Source organism: Pseudarthrobacter sp. NKDBFgelt (assembly GCF_046097905.1).
Taxonomy (GTDB): domain Bacteria; phylum Actinomycetota; class Actinomycetes; order Actinomycetales; family Micrococcaceae; genus Arthrobacter; species Arthrobacter polychromogenes.
Genome location: NZ_JBJURL010000052.1, coordinates 1 through 21,771, shown reverse-complemented (window position 1 = coordinate 21,771; position 21,771 = coordinate 1). Strand labels below are relative to the sequence as shown.

General features: G+C 63.8%; 21 protein-coding genes. 11 read left to right on the top strand and 10 right to left on the bottom strand.

The annotated features are described in order from the left end of the window. From ACKAE7_RS14135 to ACKAE7_RS14120, 4 genes are all read left to right on the top strand, one after another. Complete coding sequence (locus ACKAE7_RS14135; protein WP_188813087.1) at positions 1 to 1,479, top strand: mannitol dehydrogenase family protein; 1,479 nt, start codon at positions 1 to 3, stop codon at positions 1,477 to 1,479. Positions 1,480 to 1,519: 40 nt separating this feature from the next. Further along, positions 1,520 to 1,702, top strand: a complete 183-nt coding sequence (locus ACKAE7_RS14130) for a hypothetical protein (RefSeq protein ID WP_408979503.1) — start codon at positions 1,520 to 1,522, stop codon at positions 1,700 to 1,702. Beyond that, positions 1,699 to 2,292, top strand: a complete 594-nt coding sequence (locus ACKAE7_RS14125; RefSeq protein WP_408979502.1) for a hypothetical protein — start codon at positions 1,699 to 1,701, stop codon at positions 2,290 to 2,292. The genes ACKAE7_RS14130 and ACKAE7_RS14125 overlap by 4 nt, the downstream gene beginning before the upstream one ends. Before the next feature lie 210 nt (positions 2,293 to 2,502). Next, positions 2,503 to 3,231, top strand: a complete 729-nt coding sequence (locus ACKAE7_RS14120; RefSeq protein WP_190611916.1) for a PspA/IM30 family protein — start codon at positions 2,503 to 2,505, stop codon at positions 3,229 to 3,231. 11 nt (positions 3,232 to 3,242) lie between these two features. Here the strand turns inward: ACKAE7_RS14120 and ACKAE7_RS14115 are convergent, their stop codons facing one another. Both ACKAE7_RS14115 and ACKAE7_RS14110 read right to left on the bottom strand, forming a co-directional pair. Beyond that, the gene (locus ACKAE7_RS14115) at positions 3,243 to 3,422 is read right to left on the bottom strand and encodes a hypothetical protein (protein ID WP_191035641.1); all 180 of its coding nucleotides are present in this window, start codon (positions 3,420 to 3,422) and stop codon (positions 3,243 to 3,245) included. A 273-nt stretch (positions 3,423 to 3,695) separates the two neighbouring features. Continuing rightward, complete coding sequence (locus ACKAE7_RS14110) at positions 3,696 to 4,184, bottom strand: DUF6326 family protein (RefSeq protein WP_408979501.1); 489 nt, start codon at positions 4,182 to 4,184, stop codon at positions 3,696 to 3,698. 246 nt (positions 4,185 to 4,430) lie between these two features. On the opposite strand from ACKAE7_RS14110, the gene ACKAE7_RS14105 reads away from it, so the two are divergent. Continuing rightward, on the top strand, positions 4,431 to 5,495 hold the full coding sequence (locus tag ACKAE7_RS14105; RefSeq protein ID WP_408979500.1) for a sensor histidine kinase: 1,065 nt from the start codon (positions 4,431 to 4,433) through the stop codon (positions 5,493 to 5,495). Continuing rightward, positions 5,492 to 6,142 (top strand): response regulator, encoded by a 651-nt coding sequence (locus tag ACKAE7_RS14100; protein WP_408979499.1) that lies wholly within the window; start codon positions 5,492 to 5,494, stop codon positions 6,140 to 6,142. The genes ACKAE7_RS14105 and ACKAE7_RS14100 overlap by 4 nt, the downstream gene beginning before the upstream one ends. 34 nt (positions 6,143 to 6,176) lie before the next feature. Here ACKAE7_RS14100 and ACKAE7_RS14095 read toward each other — a convergent pair whose 3' ends face one another. After that, positions 6,177 to 6,866 carry a hypothetical protein gene (locus tag ACKAE7_RS14095; RefSeq protein WP_190611908.1) on the bottom strand — a complete coding sequence of 230 codons (690 nt, stop codon included), beginning with the start codon at positions 6,864 to 6,866 and terminating at the stop codon, positions 6,177 to 6,179. A gap of 140 nt (positions 6,867 to 7,006) precedes the next feature. Here ACKAE7_RS14095 and ACKAE7_RS14090 point away from each other — a divergent pair, with 140 nt between their 5' ends. The 5 genes from ACKAE7_RS14090 to ACKAE7_RS14070 all read left to right on the top strand — a co-directional run bounded on the left by ACKAE7_RS14090 (position 7,007) and on the right by ACKAE7_RS14070 (position 12,886). Next, complete coding sequence (locus tag ACKAE7_RS14090) at positions 7,007 to 9,748, top strand: LuxR C-terminal-related transcriptional regulator (protein WP_408979498.1); 2,742 nt, start codon at positions 7,007 to 7,009, stop codon at positions 9,746 to 9,748. A gap of 104 nt (positions 9,749 to 9,852) precedes the next feature. After that, entirely contained in the window at positions 9,853 to 10,107 is a 255-nt protein-coding gene (locus ACKAE7_RS14085; RefSeq protein ID WP_191035639.1) for a hypothetical protein, read from the top strand. Between the two features lie 209 nt (positions 10,108 to 10,316). Next, complete coding sequence (locus ACKAE7_RS14080; protein ID WP_408979497.1) at positions 10,317 to 10,955, top strand: hypothetical protein; 639 nt, start codon at positions 10,317 to 10,319, stop codon at positions 10,953 to 10,955. Positions 10,956 to 11,055: 100 nt separating this feature from the next. Next, the gene (locus tag ACKAE7_RS14075) at positions 11,056 to 12,081 is read left to right on the top strand and encodes an alpha/beta fold hydrolase (RefSeq protein WP_408979496.1); all 1,026 of its coding nucleotides are present in this window, start codon (positions 11,056 to 11,058) and stop codon (positions 12,079 to 12,081) included. 211 nt (positions 12,082 to 12,292) lie between these two features. After that, entirely contained in the window at positions 12,293 to 12,886 is a 594-nt protein-coding gene (locus tag ACKAE7_RS14070; protein ID WP_408979495.1) for a lytic transglycosylase domain-containing protein, read from the top strand. 202 nt (positions 12,887 to 13,088) lie between these two features. On the opposite strand, the gene ACKAE7_RS14065 is transcribed toward ACKAE7_RS14070, so the two are convergent. From ACKAE7_RS14065 to ACKAE7_RS14035, 7 genes are all read right to left on the bottom strand, one after another. Beyond that, positions 13,089 to 14,645, bottom strand: coding sequence for a glycoside hydrolase family 32 protein (locus ACKAE7_RS14065; protein ID WP_408979494.1), 1,557 nt, complete (start codon positions 14,643 to 14,645; stop codon positions 13,089 to 13,091). Continuing rightward, on the bottom strand, positions 14,642 to 15,736 hold the full coding sequence (locus ACKAE7_RS14060) for an ABC transporter ATP-binding protein (RefSeq protein WP_188809025.1): 1,095 nt from the start codon (positions 15,734 to 15,736) through the stop codon (positions 14,642 to 14,644). Before ACKAE7_RS14060 ends, ACKAE7_RS14065 begins: the two co-directional genes overlap by 4 nt. After that, a complete protein-coding gene (locus ACKAE7_RS14055; protein WP_188809024.1) occupies positions 15,733 to 16,695 on the bottom strand; it encodes an ABC transporter ATP-binding protein in 963 nt (320 codons plus the stop codon). The genes ACKAE7_RS14060 and ACKAE7_RS14055 overlap by 4 nt, the downstream gene beginning before the upstream one ends. Next, positions 16,692 to 17,630 (bottom strand): ABC transporter permease, encoded by a 939-nt coding sequence (locus ACKAE7_RS14050; protein WP_408979493.1) that lies wholly within the window; start codon positions 17,628 to 17,630, stop codon positions 16,692 to 16,694. The genes ACKAE7_RS14055 and ACKAE7_RS14050 overlap by 4 nt, the downstream gene beginning before the upstream one ends. Positions 17,631 to 17,641: 11 nt before the next feature. Beyond that, a complete protein-coding gene (locus ACKAE7_RS14045) occupies positions 17,642 to 18,619 on the bottom strand; it encodes an ABC transporter permease (protein ID WP_188809022.1) in 978 nt (325 codons plus the stop codon). Positions 18,620 to 18,706: 87 nt separating this feature from the next. Next, on the bottom strand, positions 18,707 to 20,383 hold the full coding sequence (locus tag ACKAE7_RS14040; RefSeq protein ID WP_408979492.1) for an ABC transporter substrate-binding protein: 1,677 nt from the start codon (positions 20,381 to 20,383) through the stop codon (positions 18,707 to 18,709). 78 nt (positions 20,384 to 20,461) lie between these two features. Further along, positions 20,462 to 21,532 (bottom strand): LacI family DNA-binding transcriptional regulator, encoded by a 1,071-nt coding sequence (locus ACKAE7_RS14035; RefSeq protein WP_188809020.1) that lies wholly within the window; start codon positions 21,530 to 21,532, stop codon positions 20,462 to 20,464. Between the last annotated feature and the right edge of the window lie 239 nt (positions 21,533 to 21,771).

Genomic DNA, 21,771 nt, shown 5'->3' with positions numbered 1-21,771 from the left:
ATGCCATCCCTGAAGAACTACACCTTGCCCGACGTTCCCGGCCCGGTCAGCCAGCCTGCATATAACAGGTCAAGGCTGACAGAAGGCATTGTCCACTTCGGAGTCGGCGGTTTCCACCGCGCGCATCAGGCCATGTATCTGGACCGGCTCATGAATGCCGGAAAAGCTCTTGACTGGGCCATTTGTGGGGTAGGGGTCCTGCCCGGCGATGTTCACATGAAGAAGGTCATGGACAGCCAGGACTGCCTTTACACCCTCACCGTGAAGCATGCCGACGGCATCAGAGAGGGCAGGATTATTGGCTCCATCATCAACTACCTCTTTGCCCCGGACGACCCGGAAGCAGTGATTGAGAAGATGGCCTCGCCCGCCATCCGCATCGTTTCGCTGACCGTGACTGAAGGCGGCTACAACTTCCACCACGTCACCGGAGAATTCGACGCGGACAACCCCGACGTGGTCCATGACCTTCAACCCGGAGCCGTGCCCCGGACGACCTTCGGTCTCATCACAGCAGCCCTCGCCCGCCGAAGGCAGCGCGGACTTGCCCCCTTCACCGTGATGTCCTGCGACAACATTCAGGGCAACGGCAACGTTGCCCGCGAGATGTTTACCGCCTTTGCTGCCCTCAAAGACCCGGAACTTGGCGAGTGGGTACGGCAAAATGTCGCTTTTCCCAACAGCATGGTTGACCGCATCACCCCCGCCACCACCGACGAGGACCGCTTGACCGCCGTTCGGGAATATGGTGTCGAGGACGCCTGGCCCGTCGTCTGCGAACCATTCGAACAATGGGTCCTCGAGGACCATTTCAGTCTCGGCCGGCCCCCGTTGGAGGATGCCGGCGTCCAGCTGGTCGCCGACGTAGAACCCTATGAGCTCATGAAACTCCGCCTGCTCAACGCCAGCCATCAAGGCATGTGCTACTTTGGCCACCTCGCCGGCTACACCTACGCTCATGAAGCCGCACAGGACCCGTTGTTTGCCCGGTTCCTGCTGGACTACATGAACAAGGAAGCAACCCCGACCCTGGAGCCTGTGCCGGGAATAGACCTGGACAGCTACAAACAAACCCTCATTGACCGTTTCTCCAATGAGCACATTCGGGACACTCTCGCCCGCCTGTGCGCCGAAAGTTCCGACCGCATCCCCAAATGGCTGTTGCCTGTGATCAACACCAATCTGGAACGGGGCGGGAAAATACACCGCTCTGCCGCGATAGTGGCCAGCTGGGCCCGTTACGCAGAGGGTCTTGATGAGCAAGGAAACAGCGTCGACGTCGTCGACCGGCTCAAAAAGCCCCTGATGGCAGCGGCTGCCCGCCAACGCGAGGAACCCCTGGCGTTCATCTCCAACCGACAAATCTTTGGAGACCTGATCGACAACGAGATGTTCGTCCGTGCCTACACCGCAGCGCTGGACAAGCTCCACGAGGGCGGAGCCAGGGCCACCCTTGGATCGCTTGCCTCTCAGCCCTAACCGGAGGACGCCAAGTCCGGGCGACAGATAGGCTGGCAGCATGACGTTGGGGGACGAGGCCGCGGAGCCGCCTGTGCACATTCGAAACTTGCGGACGCTGCGGGCGCTCCTGCTCCTGGCCGTACACCTCGTCTGGGCGACCGTCGGTCCGGCCTCAGCGATCGGGCGCTGGTCCATCCGCAAAGACACGCGGGTATCCGAGAAGGAAGTCGCACATCCATGAGTCGGCGCGAAGCCGGGGGGACCGCCCTCATTGTCGCGGCGGCACTGTGCGCCTGTGCCTACCATGCAATCTATGGGGCGTACCGGGCTGCCGCCCGGGAGGGGCTGCTCCTCTACATCGGGATTCCTGCGGATTCCATCGCCTTCTGGTTCTTGGTTGTGGCCTTCCTGTCCGGCGCCTCCGGGCTGTCGCTCCTGCTTCCGGCGCTGATCGGACGCATTCGCAAGAAGATCCCACGACGCACCGTTGGCTGGCTCACGGGCGTGGCGGCCGCTGCGGCAGTGCCGTACTTCGGCCTCGTGTTTCTCTTCGCAGCCCTTGGCGCGTTCGGAATTGGTGACACAGTGAAGATCGTGGCCGCGGATGGAACCTCTGTGCTCGTGACCCAGGACGGCTTCGGCGGTGACAGCGCCGTCCTCCACACCGAGCACGACGAGTACCACTACAAGCGGGTCCGCGACGCACCGGAGATCTCTGGCTGGCCCCGGGTGAAAGACCAGGAATGCCGGCTGGATAGTGCCGGCAACGAGCTGCAGCTTCTCTGCGGGGATAAAACCCTGTTGGTTGCCCCGGATGAAGCAGGCGTGTGAAGGTGGTGCCTGAAGGAAGCCGACCTGAATCGTTAGCCGACACATATTCGCCTGCTGCGCGCTGTCCTCTCGCGGCCACAGTGGGTCAGCCGAGGGTCAAACTGGATAAGCCCCTACGGGGCGAGGTGACAGGGTGCGGTCTCCCGCTGTTGACCCGCCACGGTGCCGTACACATAAAATTCGAATTCCACCCCCGATAGAAAGACCCCCGTGAAGCAGAGTATTTTCGCCCGTGTTGCCCAGCTCGCCAAGGCCAATATCAACGCCCTCCTGGACTCCGCGGAAGACCCTCAGAAGATGCTGGACCAGATGGTCCGGGACTACTCGGCCAACATCCGCGAAGCCGAAGCCGCCGTCGCGCAGACGATCGGCAACGTCCGTATGGCCGAAGAGGACTACAGGCGGGCCGTGAACGACGCCAACACCTGGGGCAACAAGGCCATCGCCGCGTCCCGCAAAGCTGATGAGTTCCGGGCCGCCGGGAACGGTGTGGACGCCGACAAGTTTGACGCCCTTGCCAAGCTGGCTCTTCAGCGGCAGATGACCGCCGAGTCGACAGCCAAGGGGCAGGAGCCCGGCCTGGCCGCGCAGAACGAGATCGTCGACAAGCTCAAGGGCGGGCTCGACCAGATGAAGGGCAAGCTGCACGAGCTGACCGCCAAGCGCAACGAACTGGTGGCCCGGTCCCGGACGGCGGCCGCCCAGTCCCAGGTCCATGATGCGCTCAAGTCTCTGGACGCCGGCGACCCGACGTCGGCCATCGGCCGGTACGAGGAGCGCATCCGCCGCCAGGAAGCCACCGTCCGCGGCCAGCAGGAACTCGCCTCCTCATCCCTGGATGCCCAGTTCGCTTCCCTGGAAGACCTCGGTGAGCAGACCGAAGTGGAAGCACGGCTCGCCGCTCTCAAGTCCATCGACCGGAAAGCCATCGACGACTAGGAACGGCTCCCTCAAGGGCCCTGGATCTGTCTTTCATCGGAGCTTTGGATCTCCGTACTCTGGACTGCTCGTCTGCCGTGGGCCGGCGGCCGGCGCCGGGCTTTGACCAGAACAATCAGCATGGTCAGGATGGTGACTGACCAGGCAATCGCGGCGAGGAACACCAGGCCGATTCCCACTAAGGGGTGCATAGCGAAAGTCTAGGACCGTGCCGCTTTCATTCCCGGACGCAACTCCGCAGCATCAGAGCCGGAATTTGCCCATGTAGGGACCATAGGTCAACGGACAAGCCTCCGGGCACGAAAAAGGTGCGCCCCGTTCGCTGAGCGCACCCTTCACGATTCCCCTCACAGTCGCATCCCCATCCGACTGCACCCATCATAAGCATGCTTAGGATTATGTGCGCAAGGCCAAGGCCTGCACGAGGCAGATGACTCCGAACAGGACAGGGACTGCTCGTGGGTTCACGCTTTCTGCTGGGCGTGATCGGCCTCGTGCCTGGTCGGCGTGGTCGCCGACGGTGCGGTGCGGGGCCAGGTCCAGGCGGAGCGCAGGATGAAGGCCAGGAGCAGCACCTCAATTGTGATGTGGAAGCCGTAGTAAAGTGCCCAGTCCCAGGACGCCCCTGCAGCGTTGAACACCGTGACGGGGATGTAGAGCGTTGCCACGGCGAAATTGATAGGGCGGTTCGCCCGGGCGGGCAGCGTCATGGAGAGCATCACCATCAGGGCCGGGATTCCTATGACCGCGACGAAAATGGTCATCAACGTCGGGGTGATGTCGAACTCAAAGATGCCGCCACCCCGGATTTGGTCGATAGCGCCGGGCTGGTAAAGGTGGAAGTAGTCGACGTAGATGTAGAAGAACATCAAGCTGGTCCAGGCGGCGGCGAGCTTGGCTTGCACCGGGATCCGCTGGTCTTCCAGTGCGGTGGTGGGTTGACGTGTTCTCATCATGGGCTCCGTTGTTGTGGTCAGGATCGGTAGTTCCACGATGGCTGAGCCAGGCGGCGGGCACATCGGCCCGGAGGCTGGAGTTTGCCTGGCCTATGGCATGGTCTCCCTCTCGTGCTTTCGGCTGATCCGCCGCTGCCGCTCTGGTTCTAAGCTGGACAGATGGTGACGAAGGCGTTGCGCACTATGTGGGCTGAGCCTCGACCAGCGAATCCGCCGCGGCGGGTGTGGCGGGACGGGGTGCTCGTGGGGGTGCTCCTGGTGTGGTCGGTGGTGGAGGCGGTGCTCCGCGAGGACATAATGTGGCGCCCGCTGGTGCTCGCCGCCATGATTGTGGTCCTTGCTCCCTTGTGGTGGCGCCGCACCCACCCGCTGGCGGCGGTCGCGGTCTCCTTCGGCACGCTGATGGCTGTCGACGTTGCGAGGATCCTCGCGGGCGAGGATGCTGGTCTGCTGACGAGCATCGGGGGCGTGCTCGTCTTGGCCTACGCGCTGTTCCGGTGGGGAGCCGGCCGGGAGGCCTCGATCGGCCTCGTGGTCATCCTGGCCTGGCTGGTCATCACGCACGTCGCCGACCCGACCAGCCAGGCAGATGTGGTGGGTGCATTCGCCTTCTTCCTGTTCGCCGCAGCCCTGGGCGCTGCAATCCGCTACCACGCGTACGCGCGCACCCGCGACATTGACGAGACCAAAGCCCGGGAGCGTGAGCAGCTGGCGCGTGACCTCCACGACACGGTCGCCCACCACGTCTCCGGCATCGTCATCCAGGCGCAGGCCGGACGTGCAGTCGCAACGTCGCACCCCGAGCGTGCCGCTGAGGTTCTTGCTGTCATCGAGGACGCGGCCTCGCGAACGCTGACCGAGTTGCGCACCATGGTGGGTGTCCTGCGCGCCTCCGAGGGGGCGGACTTCGCGCCAGGCCAGGGCGTAGCTGACCTCGGGCGGCTCGCCGGTCAGGCCGGGGGAGGGCCACGGGTCGATGTGGAGCTGTCCGGTGAGCTCGACGATCTCAGCCCTGTGGTTGGTGCCGCGCTCTACCGCCTGACCCAGGAGTCGGTCACGAACGCGCGACGGCACGCCCGCTCCGCGACGCGGGTAGCCGTGCGTGTCGTGGGTGACGCCGAGCAGGTGCGGTTGACGGTCGATGACGATGGTGCCGTCAGCACGGCCGGCGGCGGCCCGTCGGGCTTCGGCCTGGTCGGTATGCGGGAACGCGCCAAGCTGCTGGGTGGCACGTTCCACGCCGGCCCGTCCGCGGGCGGTGGCTGGCGGGTCGAGGCGATACTGCCCCGAGCGGGCGCCCCCCGATGACCATCCGGGTGCTCATCGCCGACGATCAAGACATCGTGCGCACCGGCCTGACGATGCTGCTGAACGCCCAGCCCGACATCGAAGTCGTGGGTGCCGCCACCGATGGGCGACAGGCGGTGGCCCTGGCGCGTCAGTTGCACCCGGACGTGTGCCTGTTCGACATCCGCATGCCGCTGATGGACGGTATTGAAGCCACCCGCCGGCTCGCCGGACCCGAGGTCACCGACCCCCTGCCGATCGTGGTGATCACAACTTTTGACCTCGACGAGTACGTCCATGGGGCGTTGAAGGCCGGTGCCCGGGGCTTCCTGCTTAAGGACGCCGGACCTGCGCTGCTGACCCAGGCGATCCACGCCGCAGCCGACGGTGATGCGCTGATCGCTCCCAGCGTGACCGTCCGTCTACTTGCGGCGTTTGCCAGGTCGCAGAAGGGACCATCCGCGCAGCCGATAGAACCGCTCACCTCCCGGGAGGAGCAAGTGCTCCTCCCCGTGGCGCAGGGCCGAACCAATAGTGAGATCGCCGCCGATCTCCACATCAGTCCCAGCACCGTCAAGACCCATCTGGCCAGCCTGATGCGCAAGCTGGGCGCGCGAAATCGGGTCGAGCTCGCCATGTGGGCTCATGAGACAGGCCGCACCACCTGAGGCTGGGGCGGAGGCCGTAGAGGCCAGCGGTCGTTCACTTGGCACCGGCTGGGTGGAGCGACGAACTCGCGGCCTTGTGCACGGACTGACCGGTGACCGTGCGCTGCTCGCGCCACAAGGAGAATCCGAGGGCGACCAGGGCGACAGCGTTGGGCAAGGCGAACAGTCTGAAGTTGATCTGCGGCAGCACCAGGATCGCGATAGGAGCAAGGGCGCCAACGGCGAGCAGTACTGCAGACCAACGGACGAGGATCTTTGCGCGGAAGAGGGCGATAGCGAAAAGCAGGCCGCCGCCCAGGTAAGCGATTCCCATGAACGAGATGAGTGGCTGGATCAGGCCGATGTCACCGGCCGCACTGCCGTTTGTGGACACGGCAAGGACGTCGTTGACGTAGCCGGGCGCGCTCTCGGCGATGGATGGAAGGACTACCATCGCAATGGTTTCGACGCTCAGCATGGCGAGGTAGCCTGCGCTGAAAAGGACGTACCCGAACAGGCCAAGGACCCCGGTCTCCTTGGTCTGGCGCAGGTACATTCCCGTGATCCCGACGAGCGCCAAAGCGGCCATGAGCACCTTCATCCCTTGCCGGACCGTCCATTCGGTTGTGGTGACAAAGGTGGCATCCAGATGGGGATGGTTGATCTGGACGGCAGCAAACAGCAATCCTGCGGCAATGGCGCTCAGGCCGGCCGCCCGGGTGAGCTTGGTGGCGGTGATGGACATGTCCGGCTCCTTGTTTCCGCGTGTCCGTGGCCGAGTGCTACGGATGACTCAAACGTAGGAACCAATGGGGTGACCAGGCGTCACCCAAGGATGTGATTGACGGGGTGAGATCCGGGCAGCCCGGCCCCTATACTGGGGGCATGCCGACGCCCGTGCTGGCTACGAAGCTCTTTTTTCCGGCACCGCGTCCGCAGATCACTTCCCGGCCCCGGCTGCTCAAGCGTCTCAACGACGAACTGGGCGCAGGCCGGAAGCTGTCACTCGTTTGCGCTCCGGCGGGCTTCGGGAAAACCACCCTGCTCAGCGAATGGATCATCCAGCGCCGACGCCAGCACCCCGGCGTGGGTATCGCCTGGCTGTCCCTGGACGCGCACGATAACGACCCGTCACGCTTTGTGTCCTACCTTGTTGCTGCCCTGCAGGGCGTTGACGCGGAAATCGGCGCGGAGATTACCGGCATGAGGCACAGCGGCCTGGTCCTAGCGGCGGAACCAGTGCTGACGTCCCTGATCAACGACTTAGCGCGGTCCGGGAAAGAGTTCATCCTTGTGCTCGATGACTACCACGTCATTGAAGAACGACCGGTTCATGAAGCCCTCGCGTTCCTTCTGGACCATCTGCCGCCGCAGCTGCACCTGGCCATCGTGACCAGATCGGATCCGCCGCTGTCGCTGGCCCGCTTACGGAGCCGCGGCGAGCTGACCGAGCTCAGGGCCGCCGACCTGCGCTTCACACCGGAGGAAGCGGCTGATTTCCTCAACCAGGTCATGAACTTGGGTCTTTCGGTGGATGACATCGCTGCTCTTGCGACCCGGACCGAGGGTTGGATCGCGGGACTTCAGCTGGCCGGGCTGTCCCTACGGGAGCACGAGGACGCCTCCGCGTCCATCAGGGCTTTCACGGGAAGCCATCGCTTCGTCATCGACTATCTGGTGGAGGAGGTGTTGCAGCGCCAGCCGGCAGAAGTCCGCAACTTCCTGCTGACCACAGCTCTCCTGGACCACCTGACAGGAGGTCTCTGTGAGGCACTCACAGGCGTGGGCGGAGGCCAGGCCATGCTTGATGCGCTGGAGCGGGACAATCTGTTCGTTATTCCACTGGATGATCGGCGGCAGTGGTATCGGTATCATCATTTGTTCGCCGACGTCCTGCGTGCACGGGCCCGGCAGGAACTGCCCGACAATATACCCGAGCTGCATCGGCTGGCAAGCGAATGGTACGAACAGAATGACCTGACAGAGGACGCAGTCCACCATGCATTGGCGGCCGAGGACTTTGAACGCGCCGCCAACCTGATCGAAGAAGTGCTGCCGCAAATGCGCCGGACCCGGCAGGATGTCATGATGCTGGCCTGGCTGACGGCGCTTCCTGACGAGGTGATCCGTTCCCGCCCACTGCTCAGTGTCTTCTACGCCTGGCGCATGCTCGTCTCCGGCGACCTCGACGCCGTCGAGCCCTGGCTTCGGGCCGCTGAACAGGGACTGGACTCAGCAGCAGCGGAGGGCAAGGGGCCAGGACACTCCGCCCCGACATCAATCCGCGGACAAGAGCTCCGAATGCTGCCGTCAACCATCGCAATGTACCGGGCCTCGCTGGCTCAGGCCAGGGGTGACGTCTCCGCCACGGCACACCACGCGCGGGAGGCGTTCGAACTCGCCGGGCCGGAAGACCATTTCGCCCGCGGGGCCGCAGCGGCGTTTCTGGGGTTGGCTTCCTGGGCTCAAGGTGACGTTGAAACGGCTGTCGACACCTTCTCAGAGGCAGTCTTGAGCCTCCATGAAGCGGGAAACCTCACCGATGAGCTCAGCAGCACCATCCTGCTGGCAGACATGCAGGTCGCCCGGGGAAAGCTTCAGGAGGCGCGAAAGCTCTACGAAAGTGCCCTTGGCCATGCGGCCGCCCAAGGGGGAACGGCGCCCCGTGCCACTGCTGAGCTGCATGTGGGCTACAGCGAGCTCTGCCGTGAATTTGGGGACCTGGAGAGCGCAGCCCTGCATCTTCAAACCAGTAAAGAGCTGGGCCGGCACGTCGCTCCCTTGACGGAGCACTCTTACCGGTGGTTCGTTGCGATGGCAGGCGTGCGGGAAGCCGAAGGGGACGTAACCGGGGCCATCGAGTCCCTTGACCAGGCCCAGCTCCTGTATCTGCGTGGGTTTTTTCCGGAGATCCGCCCCATCCCCGCATTGAGGGCGCGCATAGCGATCAGGCAGGGGCGGCTGTCAGAGGGCTGGGCGTGGGCACGCAGCACCGGCCTGCCGGTGGTGGGGGAGTTGAGCTACCTACGGGAATTTGAGCACCTCACCCTGGCGCGTCTTCTCATTTACCAGCACCGCGTCCTGCCGGAAGAAAAGACGATCCAGGCGGCGGAGGACCTGCTCAAGCGCCTGCTCAAAGCTGCGCAGGCAGCCGGACGCAAGGGAAGCACTTACGAGATCCTTGTGCTGCAGGCACTGGCACTGGACGCCCAGGGCAAGCACGCGCTGGCGCTGGCACCCCTGGAACGTGCCCTGGCGGAAGCCGGACCGGAGGGTTACGTCCGTCTCTTCCTGGATGAAGGAGCGCCTTTGGCGCCGCTGCTGGCTGAGGCAGCAGGCAAGGGCACCGCCGCGGCCCACGTTGCCCGGCTTGTCCAATCCTTGGAAACCACGAAACTTCAAACGGCTGCCAGGGGGACCACCGCACCTCAGCTGGAGGTCCTGAGCAAGCGCGAGCTGGAGGTACTGAGGTTACTTGGCTCGTCATTGAGCGGACCGGAAATCGCCCGCCAGCTCTTTGTCTCGGTCAACACCCTGCGCACCCACACCAAACGCATCTTCACCAAGCTCGAGGTCAACAGCCGGCGGGAAGCGGTGCGCCATGGCAAGGAGAAGGGCCTGATCTGAGGGCTTGCGCAGCCCCCGGGGAGTCACTACATCCATCACCAAGGATGGTGACGCGGAATCACCCCACGCCTCTGTAGCTTCAGGTGGGAAAGGGGATGAACGCCATGCCAGCAGAACATCACGGGCCCGGACAGTACCAACTCCGCATCCGGGGACACCTCGACAGTTCCTGGACCAACTGGTTCGAAGGCATGGCCGTCACACAAGAAAACGACGGAACAACCAGCCTGTCCGGACCGGTCCTCGATCAGGCAGCGCTGCACGGCCTGCTCGCAAAGGTCCGGGATATCGGCGCGACGTTAATAGCCGTGAATCTCCTGGAGGATCCGGGCCCCCAGAACGAAACCATCAAGGCCTAGCGCCAGCGTGCAGCGGCCACACCTCGGATTCCACCCAACCACGCCGGTTGATCGGGAGATATCGGGCCAACCACCTCATCAATCACCACCCGTGGTGACGCCAGGTCACTAAGCGCCCGCGTAGCTTCAAGTCATCCCGGCACTTCCGGGCATGAGGCCACCTTCAACATTCGTGATTCGCGCAGAACCCTTTAGATAAGAGCTCCAAAATGTCATCCAAAATCGAAGTTCTCCTACCTGCAACACTCATCAGGATCTTGGCCTTCGCCGGATTTATCTCAGCAGCAATTCTGCTGGTCAACGCGGCAAAGAGGGCAGGGATCATTCCCACATCAACTTTCACCCAGCTCGCTGCACCGATAGCTCAAATCGCCGCGATCGGATTGGTGATCGGGATGTATTTGTTGGTTTCCCGCAAGGCCGGGACCCTCGCAGCCTCAGGTGCCGTCATCTCCGTAACGTCGCTGGCCGGCCTCGTTGGGGTTGAGTTCGTCCTCAACCTCGTCTTTCCCTACATTGGCCAAGATGTTGTTTCCGTCCTGCGTTCAGGTCCCTTGGGTATCGCCCTCACAGTGGTATCGATGCTCTTCCTCGTGGGTACCGTGATTTTCATGCTCGCGCTGTGGGTGACGTCAAGCGTTCCCAAAAGCGCCATAGTCCTCTACACGGCGAGTTCACTTCCCATCGCCCTGCGAACGGTGTTCCCGGAAATTGTGCTGCAACTTGGGCTGGTTGGTCTCGCCGTAGCCGCCGCTTTCCTTGCAGCCTGGATGCTTCGCAACGTTCCTCGTACCGCAGCAGCCGACGGGGTCACTGTGGCGCAGCCAGCATCGGTGACTGCAACCTAAGCAGAACACGCTGAGAAGGCCGCTGCCACCCAATTTTCTAAACGTCGACTGCAACCAACCAATGCCGGGTGTCGAGCCGGCTCTTGTACCAGGAGTAGCAATGATTTCGCTTACAGACCATACAAAGAAACGTCGCCGGCCATTCCGTCGCACGCGCAAAATCCTTGGCGTTGTTGCGATCACTGCCCTGGGCATGATTCTTGCATCCACAGCGGCCAACGCGTTCCTGGAACAGCAGGAGAGGTCGAGCACTGCCCAGTACGGTGAACTAGTGGAGGTCGCTGGAGGCTCACTGAACGTCGTCCGGGCTGGCACCGAAGGTGGGCAGCCCCTGGTCCTGCTCAGCGGTCTGGGCACGATAGCTCCGGCGCTGGACTTCGCCCCTTTGATCAGGGAACTCGAGGCTTACGATGTCATCGTCGTCGAGCGTTTCGGGTACGGCTACAGCGACATGAGCGCACGTGATCGGACCGTTGAGAATATCAGCACCGAGCTCCACGAGGCCCTCTCCTCACTCGACATCGGGAAGCCATACGTTTTGGCTGGACATTCGATCGCGGGCTTCTACACACTCGACTATGCGAACCGGTACCCGGGCGAAGTATCCGCCGTTATCGGCATTGACCCCAGCGTGCCCACGACCGAGCTGGAGAAGCATTCCGCGGCTGGCGGCAGCATCAATGTCATCGGGATACTGTCCGCAATTGGCCTGGTCCGAACAGTGGTCTCGGTTGCTCCCGGCGCGGTAGACCCGACAAGCAGCGACTTCACCACATCCGAATTGGAACACATGCGCCTCATGACAATCTGGAACTTCGGCAACTCCGCAGTCGCCGACGAAAGCGCCCGGGTCGCCAGCAATGCCGCAGCACTCCACGGATTGACCTACCCGGAGAACATGCCCGTCCTTCACTTCCTTGCCAGTGACAGCGTGGCTACCATTCCCGACTGGCTCGAGTCGCACAAGAACCAGCTCACGGGCGTCAACCGTCACGAAATCGTCGAACTCCAGGGTCTGCATAACCTGCAATGGACGCAGTCAACGGCCATGGCTAAGAAGATCACGCAATTCCTTCAGGACAGTGCTCCGTCTCGGGCGCAGCCCGCACCCCCTCAGGTGCAGTGACTTAAAGAGAAGCGAACAACTGTCAGGGCGCTTTGGATGGTTTGATTAGTCGGTGCTTCGTCTCAGACGCCTCGTTGTTCTTATCCTGTTTACAGTTGCTGTCACCACCGCTTCCTTGTTCTGGGCGCTCGGGCAACCTGCCGCGGACGCTCGTGGTGCCTTTTCTCCACCGCCGAGGGCCGAGGCTGAGCTCGAGGTGCTGTCCTCCGGTATGACCACCGCTGTGAACGTGACCAGAAACCCGGATGCCGCTTGGGTATTCCGGGCTGCAGGGCAGACCGGAATCCCTGAACGCGCGCTGCGGGCATATGTGGCCGCGGCGGTAACCGTGAATGCTGCTGCTCCGGCGTGCGGAATAGGTTGGAACACTCTGGCGGCCGTGGGATTCGTTGAAACAGCACACGGAACGTACGGCGGCGGCAGCCTCACGGCATCGGGACAGGTGAGCCGCCCGGTGACGGGCCCGGTTCTCAACGGTGCCGGGTTCGCCGCCATCACCGACACGGACGCAGGTGTCCTGGACGGGGACACCCGCTGGGACCGTGCCGTGGGGCCGATGCAGTTCATTCCTTCCACGTGGAAGCTCGTAGGGCGGGACGGGAACGGGGATGGAACGGCGGACCCGTTTAATATCGATGATGCCGCCCTTAGTGCGGCGACTTACCTGTGTGCCGGCGGCCGCGACCTTACAACTGCGGACGGGTGGACCGACGCGATCTACGCCTACAACCAGTCCGATGCCTACATCCGGAAAGTGCGTGACCAGGCCACGGCCTACGCATCGAAGGCAAGCGCCGGGGGATAAGCACCACCATGAGTCAGGCCTGCTTCTTTGCGCAACGCGGAACGTCGGATCTGTTCGCAGGCGGCAGCAGGCCCGTCCTTCAAAGACCCGTGCCGGCCACCCTGTGGATGGCCGGCACCGGTTTCCTGATGTGGACGCCTGTTGAAGTACGCGAAAGCGCCCCGCAGGAATGCACCGGCGGCAACGTGCCTACCGCCCCGCTTCAGGGAAAGAGGCTCCGGGCACCGTCAAAAATGCCGGCCATGGTCCATGCGTCGAGGGACTGCACCTGGGCGGGGCCTTCGGCGGCAAGGCTCACGTGGTCCCCGCCCAGGGTGGGGTAGACGCGGGCAGTGAGCGCTATCCCGTTGGCAAAAATTTCGACGGCGGACCGGTCCAGGATGACGCGCAGGTGCACCCGTCCTCCGGGCATCGGGACGGGTCCTGACTTGTCGTCCGCATCAACGGCTGGATCAAGGCTGCTTCGGGTGCGGTCCAGGCGGAGCGTGCCATTATTGCCGCCGTCAGCCGCCCTGTACAACTCAATGACTGTTTCCTCGGCGGGGCTGCCGGAGGTGCCCCCGCCAACGGAGCCCAGCACACCGAGCCGCACCAGTCCGCCCGGTTCCAGTTCGAGCTCCAGTTCGATATCGAGTTGCTTGCCGGACACACCGGTGTCCAGGGGCTCCAGCAAACCGCTTAGCACCTGTCCGGACAAACCCACGTGGTCACGGCGCAGCTTTTCTATCTCTGGTACGGGTGCGAAGCGGAGGGTCCCGTCCTCGGCCGCCGTGACGGTTCGAGGCAGGCTCATCACTCCGGACCAGCCGGCCTCCACCATCGCGGCATCGCTTCGGCCTTCCTGCATCCAGCCGAACATGACGCGCCGGCCGGACTCATCCTGGAACGATTGCGGTGCGTAGAAGAAGCGGCCGCCGTAATCGAGCCGGTGCAGGGCCGCGGGCTCGAAGCTGTCACCGGCATACCGGCCGGTCCAGTACAGCGGGTGGTGGGTGTCGCCGTCGTTCCAGGCGGAGAAGACCAGCACATCCGGTGAGCCGTCAGACGTCGCGGATCCCAGCGAACCCTGCCCGGCCCGGAAAAGGTCCACGCATTCCCACATGGTCCCCGTCCAGTCAGTGTCCGCAGGATCACCTTGCGAGGCATCGCCGATGAACAAAGGCCCGATGTAGTCCCAGGTCCGCAGGTCCGCTGACTCGTACAGGAACGCCGTACCGCCGCGTCCGCTGATTCCCGAACCCACCAGCTGCCGCCACTTCGTTCCTTCACGCCAGACGCAGTGGTCGCGGTACGCCGTGATGTCTACTCCAGCCGGCGGCGCTGCGATCACGGGATTTGCGGGGTCCTTGGTCCAGTTCAGAAGGTCAGGGGATCCTATGGCGACGCAGGGCAGCTCCCTGCCTTCGAGCCGCCCCGAATACACCAGGGTGGGCGTGCCGCCGTCGTTCACCAGGACCCCGGACCAGCAGCCCTCGGCGTCCGGTCCTGCGGACGGTTCCAAGGCAACGGGCTGGTCCGTCCAGGTGACGAGGTCCGTGCTGGTGGCGTGGCCCCACTGGATGCGGTGGTGGAACGCGCCCTCCGGGTTGTACTGGTAAAAGAGGTGGTAGGTGCCGTTCCATTGGCTGACGCCGTTGGGATCGTTGAGCCAACCGGCCGGTGAAACGAAATGGAAGCGCGGCCGGAGGGGGTCGGCTTCGGCCCTGGCAACCAGCTCATCCTGTGGAACGGTTGCGAGCGGGTGGGTCAGTTCAGTCATGCGGAAGCCTTTTCTTGAGCGTTCGACGCCGGGCGGCCGGGTGGGGTTGGTTCGCCCGCCAGGGCATGGCCGGCGGCGCCGGCCCACGGCCGGTAGAGGTGGCAGCGCACCCAGTGGCGGTTTTCGGGGTCTCCAACCTGGTGGCGCACGGGTTCTTCGGCCGAACAGGCCTGGTTCGGGTCGCCGTCGAAAGCGCATGTGGTGGAAGCCATCACCGCCTGCCGCAGTTCGGCCCGGCGGACGGGATCATACGAGCCTGCCCGTGCGGGATCCGGAACAGCCGAAACCAGGAGTTGGGTGTAGGGGTGTGCGGGGTTGGACAGCAGGTCCAGGGACTCGCCTTCCTCAACGAGTTCACCGGCGAACATGACTGCCGTCCGGTCCGCCAGGTAGCGGGCGGACGCGAGGTCGTGGGTGATGTAGAGCATGGAGATGCCCTGCTCGTCACGGAGCTTGCGCATCAGGTTCAGCACACCGATCCGGACGGACACATCAAGCATGGAGGTGGGCTCGTCGGCCAGGATGACTTGAGGTTCCACAGCGAGGGCCCGCGCAATCGCAACGCGTTGGCGCTGGCCGCCCGAGAGCTCGTGCGGATACGAGTTCAGCATGTCAGCCTGCAGGCCAACAGTGGTCATGAGCTCTTCGAGCCGCCGCACGGTCTCCTCCGCGGAACCGCCGCCTTTGCCGTGGATCGCCAGCGAACGCCGCAGGAAGTGCTCGATCCTGTGGGCCGGGTTCAGTGAACCGAAGGGGTCCTGGAAGACCATCTGCAGTTGGGACCGGAACGCACGCGACGCCTGGAACCGATCGCGCTTGAGGATGTCGACGCCGTCGATCAGGATCGCACCGCGGGTCGGCTTCTCGAGCCGGGCAACGCAGCGGGCCAGGGTGCTCTTGCCGGAACCTGACTCTCCCACAAGTGCGACGATTTCGCCGCGGTTGATGGTCAGGTCCACGCCGTGCAGGGCGCGGACTGAGTCGCGGGAGAACAGCCCTCCAATGGGGAACGACTTGCCGAGGCCACGGATTTCAAGGGCGGGGGTGCGTGAGGTGGACGCAGCCACCGGGGATGTCAGGGAGTGGCTCATCGTGCGGCTCCTGCCAGGTCTGCGGAATCAATCACTGGAGCGTCGGCACCAAGCGGAGCCACGAAGTGGCCGGGTGCCGCCTCGGTGAGGTCCGGGATGTTCCGGAACTTCACGCCGTCGGGCAGTCCCGTCAGCGGTACCCGCGGGCCGGTGAGCGGCGGGAATGCGCCCATCAGCGCCTGGGTGTAGGGGTGGCGGGGGTTGGTGTAGACGTCCTGCGCTTTTGCAGTCTCCACGATCCTGCCGCCGTACATCACGGCCATCCGGTGCGAGAGTTCCACCATGAGTGACATGTCGTGGGTGATAAAGAGGACAGAGAAGCCGAGCTCGCGCTGGAGTTCCTTGATCTGGGCCATGATCTCCTGCTGCACCACCACGTCCAGCGCGGTAGTGGGTTCGTCCAGGATCAACAGGGACGGCTTGAGGGCCACGGCCATGGCAATCACGGCTCGCTGCCGCATGCCGCCCGAGAGCTGGTGCGGGTAGGACTTGAGGCGTGCGGGGTCTATCCTCACCAGTTCCAGCAGTTCAGCCGCGCGCCGCAGGGACTCCTTGCGGGAGTAGCCGGCGTGGGTGGTGAAGATGTCCACAATCTGTTCACCGATGGTCAGCACCGGGTTGAGCGAGTTCATGGCTGACTGGAACACCATGGCCACGTCCTGCCAGCGGAAGCGCCGCAGCTCCTCCGGGCTCATGGCCAGGACGTCCTTGCCGCCGAAGGAAATGCTGCCGCCTGCGATCTTCGCGGGATCCTTGAGCAGCCGCATGATCGAGTTGGCAATGGTCGATTTTCCGCAGCCTGATTCCCCTGCGAGCCCGAACACCTCACCGGTGCCGATGCTGAAGGAAACGCGGTCCACGGCGGTGGTGGAGCGGGTGTCGCCGATGTACTTGACGGTGAGGTCCTTGACGTCCAGGACGGGTTCGTGGGAGCCGAAGGACACTTGGGAGATGGTCATTTTGAGGCGCTCCTTTCGGTATCTTTCGGGGTTTTGATCTTCCGCAGGCGCGGGTTGGTGACCTCGTCCACGGCGTAGTTGATGAGGGCCAGGGCGAAGGCGACCAGTGCGATGCAGACGCCCGAGGGAACGAACACCCACCAGCTGCCGGTCAGCAGGGCGCCTTCGTTGCCTGCCCAGAAGAGGTTGTTGCCCCACGAGACCGTGCTGGCATCGCCCAGGCCCAGGAACTCCAGGCCTGCTTGGGCACCGATGCCGTAGATGACGCAGGCCAGCAGGGTGCCCATGACGATCGAGGCCATGTTGGGCAGGATTTCACGGAACATGATCCGGCCGGCCCGTTCGCCGGATACCACGGCCGCGGCCACAAAGTCCTTGGAGCGGATGGACAGGGCCTGTGAGCGCAGGACGCGCGCTGAGCCTGCCCAGCCGGTGACCACGAGGACAAGAATCACTGTGCCCAGCCCCGGAGGGAGGAACGCGGCCAGGATGACCAGCAGCGGCAGGCCGGGAAGGAGCAGGAAGACGTTGGTTACCAGGGACAGCGCTTCGTCGATGAACTTGCCGAAGTACGCGGAGGCAAGTCCCACCAGGATGCCGATGAAGGTGGACGCGAAGCCCACGGTGAGCCCCACGAAGAGGGAACTCCGGGATCCGTGGACGGTCAGGGCGAGCACGTCCTGGCCCTTCGCTGTAGTTCCCAGCCAGTGCTCGGCTGATGGTTCCATGGAGGCCATGGCGGTGATCCGCGACGGGTCGCCGGGGAAGAGTACCGGTGCCAGCAGGGCCAGTGCGATGAAGACGAGCATCACGGCCATGCCTGTCAGGGCTTTTTTGTTGGTCAGGATGCCGTGGACGAAGCTGCGGTTGGGCTTGCGGGCCGCCGGGGTTTTGGCGGCCGTTGTGCCGGGTTGCTTCAGGATTGCGGTTGTCATGATCGCTCCCTCTAGTTGCTGCGCACGCGCGGGTCGAGGCGGACGTAGAGGATGTCCACAAGGAAGTTGGCCAGCAGCACGGCGGCGGTGATGGTCAGGAACAGGCCCTGCATGAGCGGGTAGTCGAGGCCCTGGACGGCGTTGAGGAGCTGGTATCCGACGCCGGGGTAGGCGAACACCACCTCGGTGAGCAGCGCACCGCCCACCACGAATCCCAGTCCCATGCCGAAGCTTGTGACCGAGGGGAGCATGGCGTTGCGTGCTGCGTAGCGGAGCATGATGCGGCCCGGGCGGAGTCCCTTGGCTTCGGCCATGGTGATGTAGTCCTCGGAGTTGGTGGCGATCATGGTGTTCCGCATGCCCAGCATCCAGCCGCCGATGGAGACCAGGACGATGGTCAGGGCCGGAAGCACCAGGTGGGCGCCGACGTCGCCGATGTACTCCCACGTGAACCCGGGCTCCAGGCCGGCGGTGAAGGCGTGCCGGATGGGGAACCAGTTCAGTACCACGCCGAAAAGGTACAGGGCGCCCATGGCGAGCCAGAAGTACGGGAACGAGCCGATGAATACGAGCAGCGGTGGAAGCGCGGAGTCGATTGCGCCGCCGCGCCGCCAGGCGGCCAGGACGCCCAGCAGGTTACCCACGACGGCGGCAATCACCAGGGCGGTTCCGCCGAGCAGGAGGGTCCAGCCGATCTGGGACGCAATGACCTCGGTGACCGGAGTGGGGAAACGGGAGATGGAAACGCCCATTTGCCCGGTGAAGATGTTGGTCATGTAGCCGATGTACTGCTCCCAGAGTGGCCGGTCATCAACACCGAGCAGCTTGCGCAGGGCCTCGATTTGTTCCGGCTGCATTCTGTCCTGGGTGCGGGCGAACATACGGGAGACGGGGTCCCCGGGCATGAAGCGGGGGAGCAGGAAATTCAGGGTGATGGATGCCCAGAAGGCGATCAGGTAGAAACCCAGGCGGCGCAGGATAAAGCGCACGGTTTCCCTCCATTCGGGAATTACGGAAAGTTTGGGGGCTGGCCGCCGGATGATCCGGCGGCCAGCTGTTGTGGGTGGCGCGCTGTGTTACTGGCGCGGTTCCAAGGTGGTCAGGACAAGCACCGTAGAAGGGGAGCGGACCGACAGGGTTGCGTAGGGGTTGTCCTCGGTGGGCCAGCCGGTGAAGCGGGTGTCGTTGAAGGCGCCCCACTCCGGACCGGAGAACAGCGGCACCAGCGGTGCGGCGTCGTCGTATTCTTCCTGCAGCTTGTTGGCGATGTCCTTCTGCTTGGACTCGTCGGACTCCGCAGCGAACTCTGCCAGCAGGGCGTCAGCCTCGGCGTCGCCGAAGCGGTGGTAGTTGTCGAACGTCTTGGTGCCCACGGGCTTGACCGTGGCTGTGCCCATGGAGGAGTTGAAGTACTTGTACGGGCTGGGGTCGTTGGCGCTCCAGACAATGCCGGAGTCGAAGTCGCCCGTTTCGTAGCCGGCAACCACGGCAGCCCAGTCCGGGGACTCCACCTTTGCCGTGACGCCGACTTCTGCCAGGTTCTGCGCGATCACGTTGGCTACGGACAGCCAGTCGGAAGAGGATGCGCCCACGGAGATCTTGAACTCGAAGGGCTTGCCGTCCTTGAGCGTGCGTTTGCCGTCGGCACCCTTCGGGTAGCCCGCCTTGTCCAGCAGCTCATTGGCCTTCTGGACGTCCAGCTTGGTCCAGGTGCAGTTCTCCTTGACCTCGTTGTTCTTCCAGGTCTCGTAGTTGCCGGAAAGCCCGGTGCAGTCCGCAGGCTCGGCGTAGCCGCTCATGCCGATCGTGGTGACCTGTTCCCGGTCAACGGCCATGCTCAGGGCCTTGCGGACGTCGACATCGTTGAAGGGGGCCTTGGTGGTGTTGAGCTGCCAGTTGATCATGGCGCCGGTGGCCGGGAACCAGTAGTGGCGGTGTTCCTTGTCCTTGGAAACGAACGTCTTTTCGATGTTCGGGATGTACTGCGGGGCCCAGTCAACATCGCCGTTCGCGGCGGCGAGGTTGGCGCCGTCGTTTCCTGCGAAGGCGAGCATCTTGATACCGGCGATCTTCTGCTTGTCCGGCTGCCAGTAATTGGGGTTCTTTTTCAGCACGAACGACTGGGCCTGGAAACTGTCAACCTCGGTGTAAGGGCCTGTGCCGACAGGCTTGGCATTGGCCTCCTTCTCCGGGTCGGCAAGGGCGGACCATACGTGCTTGGGCAGGATGGTGAGGTGCCCGACGTCGTACAGGGCCGGCGACCACGGCTTGTTGAAGGTGAAGGTCACTTTGTTGGTGCCTTCGGCGCTCACGGTGTCCAGGTACTCGAAGCCACCCTTGAGCTTCTTCTGGAGTTCGAAGGTGTAGGCGACGTCCTCGGCCACGAAGGGCTGGCCGTCGGACCACTTAACGCCGTCGCGCAGGGTGAAGGTGATGGACCTGCCGTCGTCCGCCGCCTCCCATTCAGTGGCCAGCCACGGTACCGTGTCACCCTTGGCCGGGTTGAAGATCAGCAGCGACTCGTAGATGGACTGCTGGACCATGGGGTTGACGGTGGGGGCGAACGGGTTGAAGTTCTGGACAAACGTGCCCATGTCCTCACGCGGAATGGTGAGGAAGGCGCTGGCGTTCGCTGCGGCGTCGGTGCCGGCAGCCTTGTTGCTGTTGGCCGCACAGCCGGTCAGCAGCAGTGCGCCTACCGCCAGCCCGGCCGCCGTGGTGCGGGCAGCCCTCAGGAATCGGGGTTGTGTCATGATGGTTATCTCTTTCCTATCTTCATCAGCAAGGTGAAGGGGTGGGGGAGGGGTTGCTCTTCGCCAGTGATTTCGCGGTCAGACCGAAGAGCGTTCTAGCAGCGGACAGCCGACTAATTGCTGGTCGGCAACAATCGGCTGTCCTGCTGTCAGAGCTGCGAGCGTCTGGACTCCCAGGGCGCCCATTTTTTCAAACGGCAACGCAACCGTGGTCAGCTTGGGCCTGAGGTAGGCCGCAATCAGTTCCTGGTTGTCGAAGCCGATCACGGCGATGTCTCCGGGGATGGTCAGGCCCCGTTCCTTGATGGCGTCGTATGCGCCCATCGCCATGCGGTCGTTGAGGCAGAACAGCGCGGTTGGCCTGTCCTGCTGTGGGTAGCGGTCCAGGATGTGGCACGCGGCCTCATACCCGCCGTCCGCCGTGGCGTATCCGGGGACCACGAGTTCCGGGTCCAGCTCGAGTCCGGCGTCGGCGAGTGCCTCGCGGGCACCTTCCAAACGCCCGATTGCCGCGGGAATGGCCGGGTCCAGGTTGATGACGCCGATCCTGCGGTGGCCGGCCTGGAGCAAACGTTCGACGGCGGTGCGGCCGCCGGCGCGTTCGTCCGGGACGATCGAGGGCAGCTTCCCGTCGGCGTCGAAGCAGTTGATCAGTACGGTGGGTACTTCCTTGGCGGTTTCGGGCACGTGCACGCCACGGTGGAACGTGGCTGCGTACAGAAGTCCTTCCACGCGCTGCTCCAGCAGCTTTTCGGTTGCTGCGTCCTCCAGGCCCTGGTTGGGTCCTACGGCATCGGCCTGGTCGGAGGGCGCGATGAGCAGGAACTTGCGGTCGAGCCAGGCTTGGTCTTGTGCACCCTTGATGATGTCGACGGCGAACGGTGCCGTGACGATCTCGGTAACAATCCCGTACCAGTCACTGCGCTGGGATGCCAGTGCACGTGCTCCGGCATTTGGGCGGTAGCCCAAGGCCTGGACAGCTTCGTTGATCCGGGTGCGGGTCTCTTCGGAGATGCTGGCATTTTCGCGGTTGCTCAGCACGAACGAAACCGCAGTCCGGGAAACCCCCGCGTGCTTGGCAACATCATTCATGGTGACACCCCGCTGCCGCGCGGCCCCGGCATGGTTCGAGGTGGTGGTTTTCGCCATTGAATGCTCCGGTGGTGATCGGTGATGCTGCCAGATAAGTAACGCGCGTTACTTGCGCATATAGAGAGGTTACGCGCGTTACTAGACCTGTGTCAAGGGTTACATTTCCCTGTGCGGGGTGACCGCAAACCGACGATCAGAACAACCGCACGAAGTGTTCGTGCTAGGGTGTGTCTCCTTATTGGCGTAGCCAGATGACGACGGCGTACAGGACGACGCCGGCTCGATAGGTCAGTGCG

What these genes read in the sequence shown, in the direction of transcription:
- ACKAE7_RS14135 (WP_188813087.1), top strand. Translation starts at nt 1, where the DNA reads ATGCCATCCCTGAAGAACTACACCTTGCCCGACGTTCCCGGCCCGGTC.
- ACKAE7_RS14130 (WP_408979503.1), top strand. Translation starts at nt 1,520, where the DNA reads ATGACGTTGGGGGACGAGGCCGCGGAGCCGCCTGTGCACATTCGAAAC.
- ACKAE7_RS14125 (WP_408979502.1), top strand. Translation starts at nt 1,699, where the DNA reads ATGAGTCGGCGCGAAGCCGGGGGGACCGCCCTCATTGTCGCGGCGGCA.
- ACKAE7_RS14115 (WP_191035641.1), bottom strand. Translation starts at nt 3,422, where the DNA reads ATGCACCCCTTAGTGGGAATCGGCCTGGTGTTCCTCGCCGCGATTGCC.
- ACKAE7_RS14110 (WP_408979501.1), bottom strand. Translation starts at nt 4,184, where the DNA reads ATGAGAACACGTCAACCCACCACCGCACTGGAAGACCAGCGGATCCCG.
- ACKAE7_RS14100 (WP_408979499.1), top strand. Translation starts at nt 5,492, where the DNA reads ATGACCATCCGGGTGCTCATCGCCGACGATCAAGACATCGTGCGCACC.
- ACKAE7_RS14095 (WP_190611908.1), bottom strand. Translation starts at nt 6,866, where the DNA reads ATGTCCATCACCGCCACCAAGCTCACCCGGGCGGCCGGCCTGAGCGCC.
- ACKAE7_RS14090 (WP_408979498.1), top strand. Translation starts at nt 7,007, where the DNA reads ATGCCGACGCCCGTGCTGGCTACGAAGCTCTTTTTTCCGGCACCGCGT.
- ACKAE7_RS14085 (WP_191035639.1), top strand. Translation starts at nt 9,853, where the DNA reads ATGCCAGCAGAACATCACGGGCCCGGACAGTACCAACTCCGCATCCGG.
- ACKAE7_RS14080 (WP_408979497.1), top strand. Translation starts at nt 10,317, where the DNA reads ATGTCATCCAAAATCGAAGTTCTCCTACCTGCAACACTCATCAGGATC.
- ACKAE7_RS14075 (WP_408979496.1), top strand. Translation starts at nt 11,056, where the DNA reads ATGATTTCGCTTACAGACCATACAAAGAAACGTCGCCGGCCATTCCGT.
- ACKAE7_RS14070 (WP_408979495.1), top strand. Translation starts at nt 12,293, where the DNA reads ATGACCACCGCTGTGAACGTGACCAGAAACCCGGATGCCGCTTGGGTA.
- ACKAE7_RS14065 (WP_408979494.1), bottom strand. Translation starts at nt 14,645, where the DNA reads ATGACTGAACTGACCCACCCGCTCGCAACCGTTCCACAGGATGAGCTG.
- ACKAE7_RS14060 (WP_188809025.1), bottom strand. Translation starts at nt 15,736, where the DNA reads ATGAGCCACTCCCTGACATCCCCGGTGGCTGCGTCCACCTCACGCACC.
- ACKAE7_RS14055 (WP_188809024.1), bottom strand. Translation starts at nt 16,695, where the DNA reads ATGACCATCTCCCAAGTGTCCTTCGGCTCCCACGAACCCGTCCTGGAC.
- ACKAE7_RS14050 (WP_408979493.1), bottom strand. Translation starts at nt 17,630, where the DNA reads ATGACAACCGCAATCCTGAAGCAACCCGGCACAACGGCCGCCAAAACC.
- ACKAE7_RS14040 (WP_408979492.1), bottom strand. Translation starts at nt 20,383, where the DNA reads ATGACACAACCCCGATTCCTGAGGGCTGCCCGCACCACGGCGGCCGGG.
- ACKAE7_RS14035 (WP_188809020.1), bottom strand. Translation starts at nt 21,532, where the DNA reads ATGGCGAAAACCACCACCTCGAACCATGCCGGGGCCGCGCGGCAGCGG.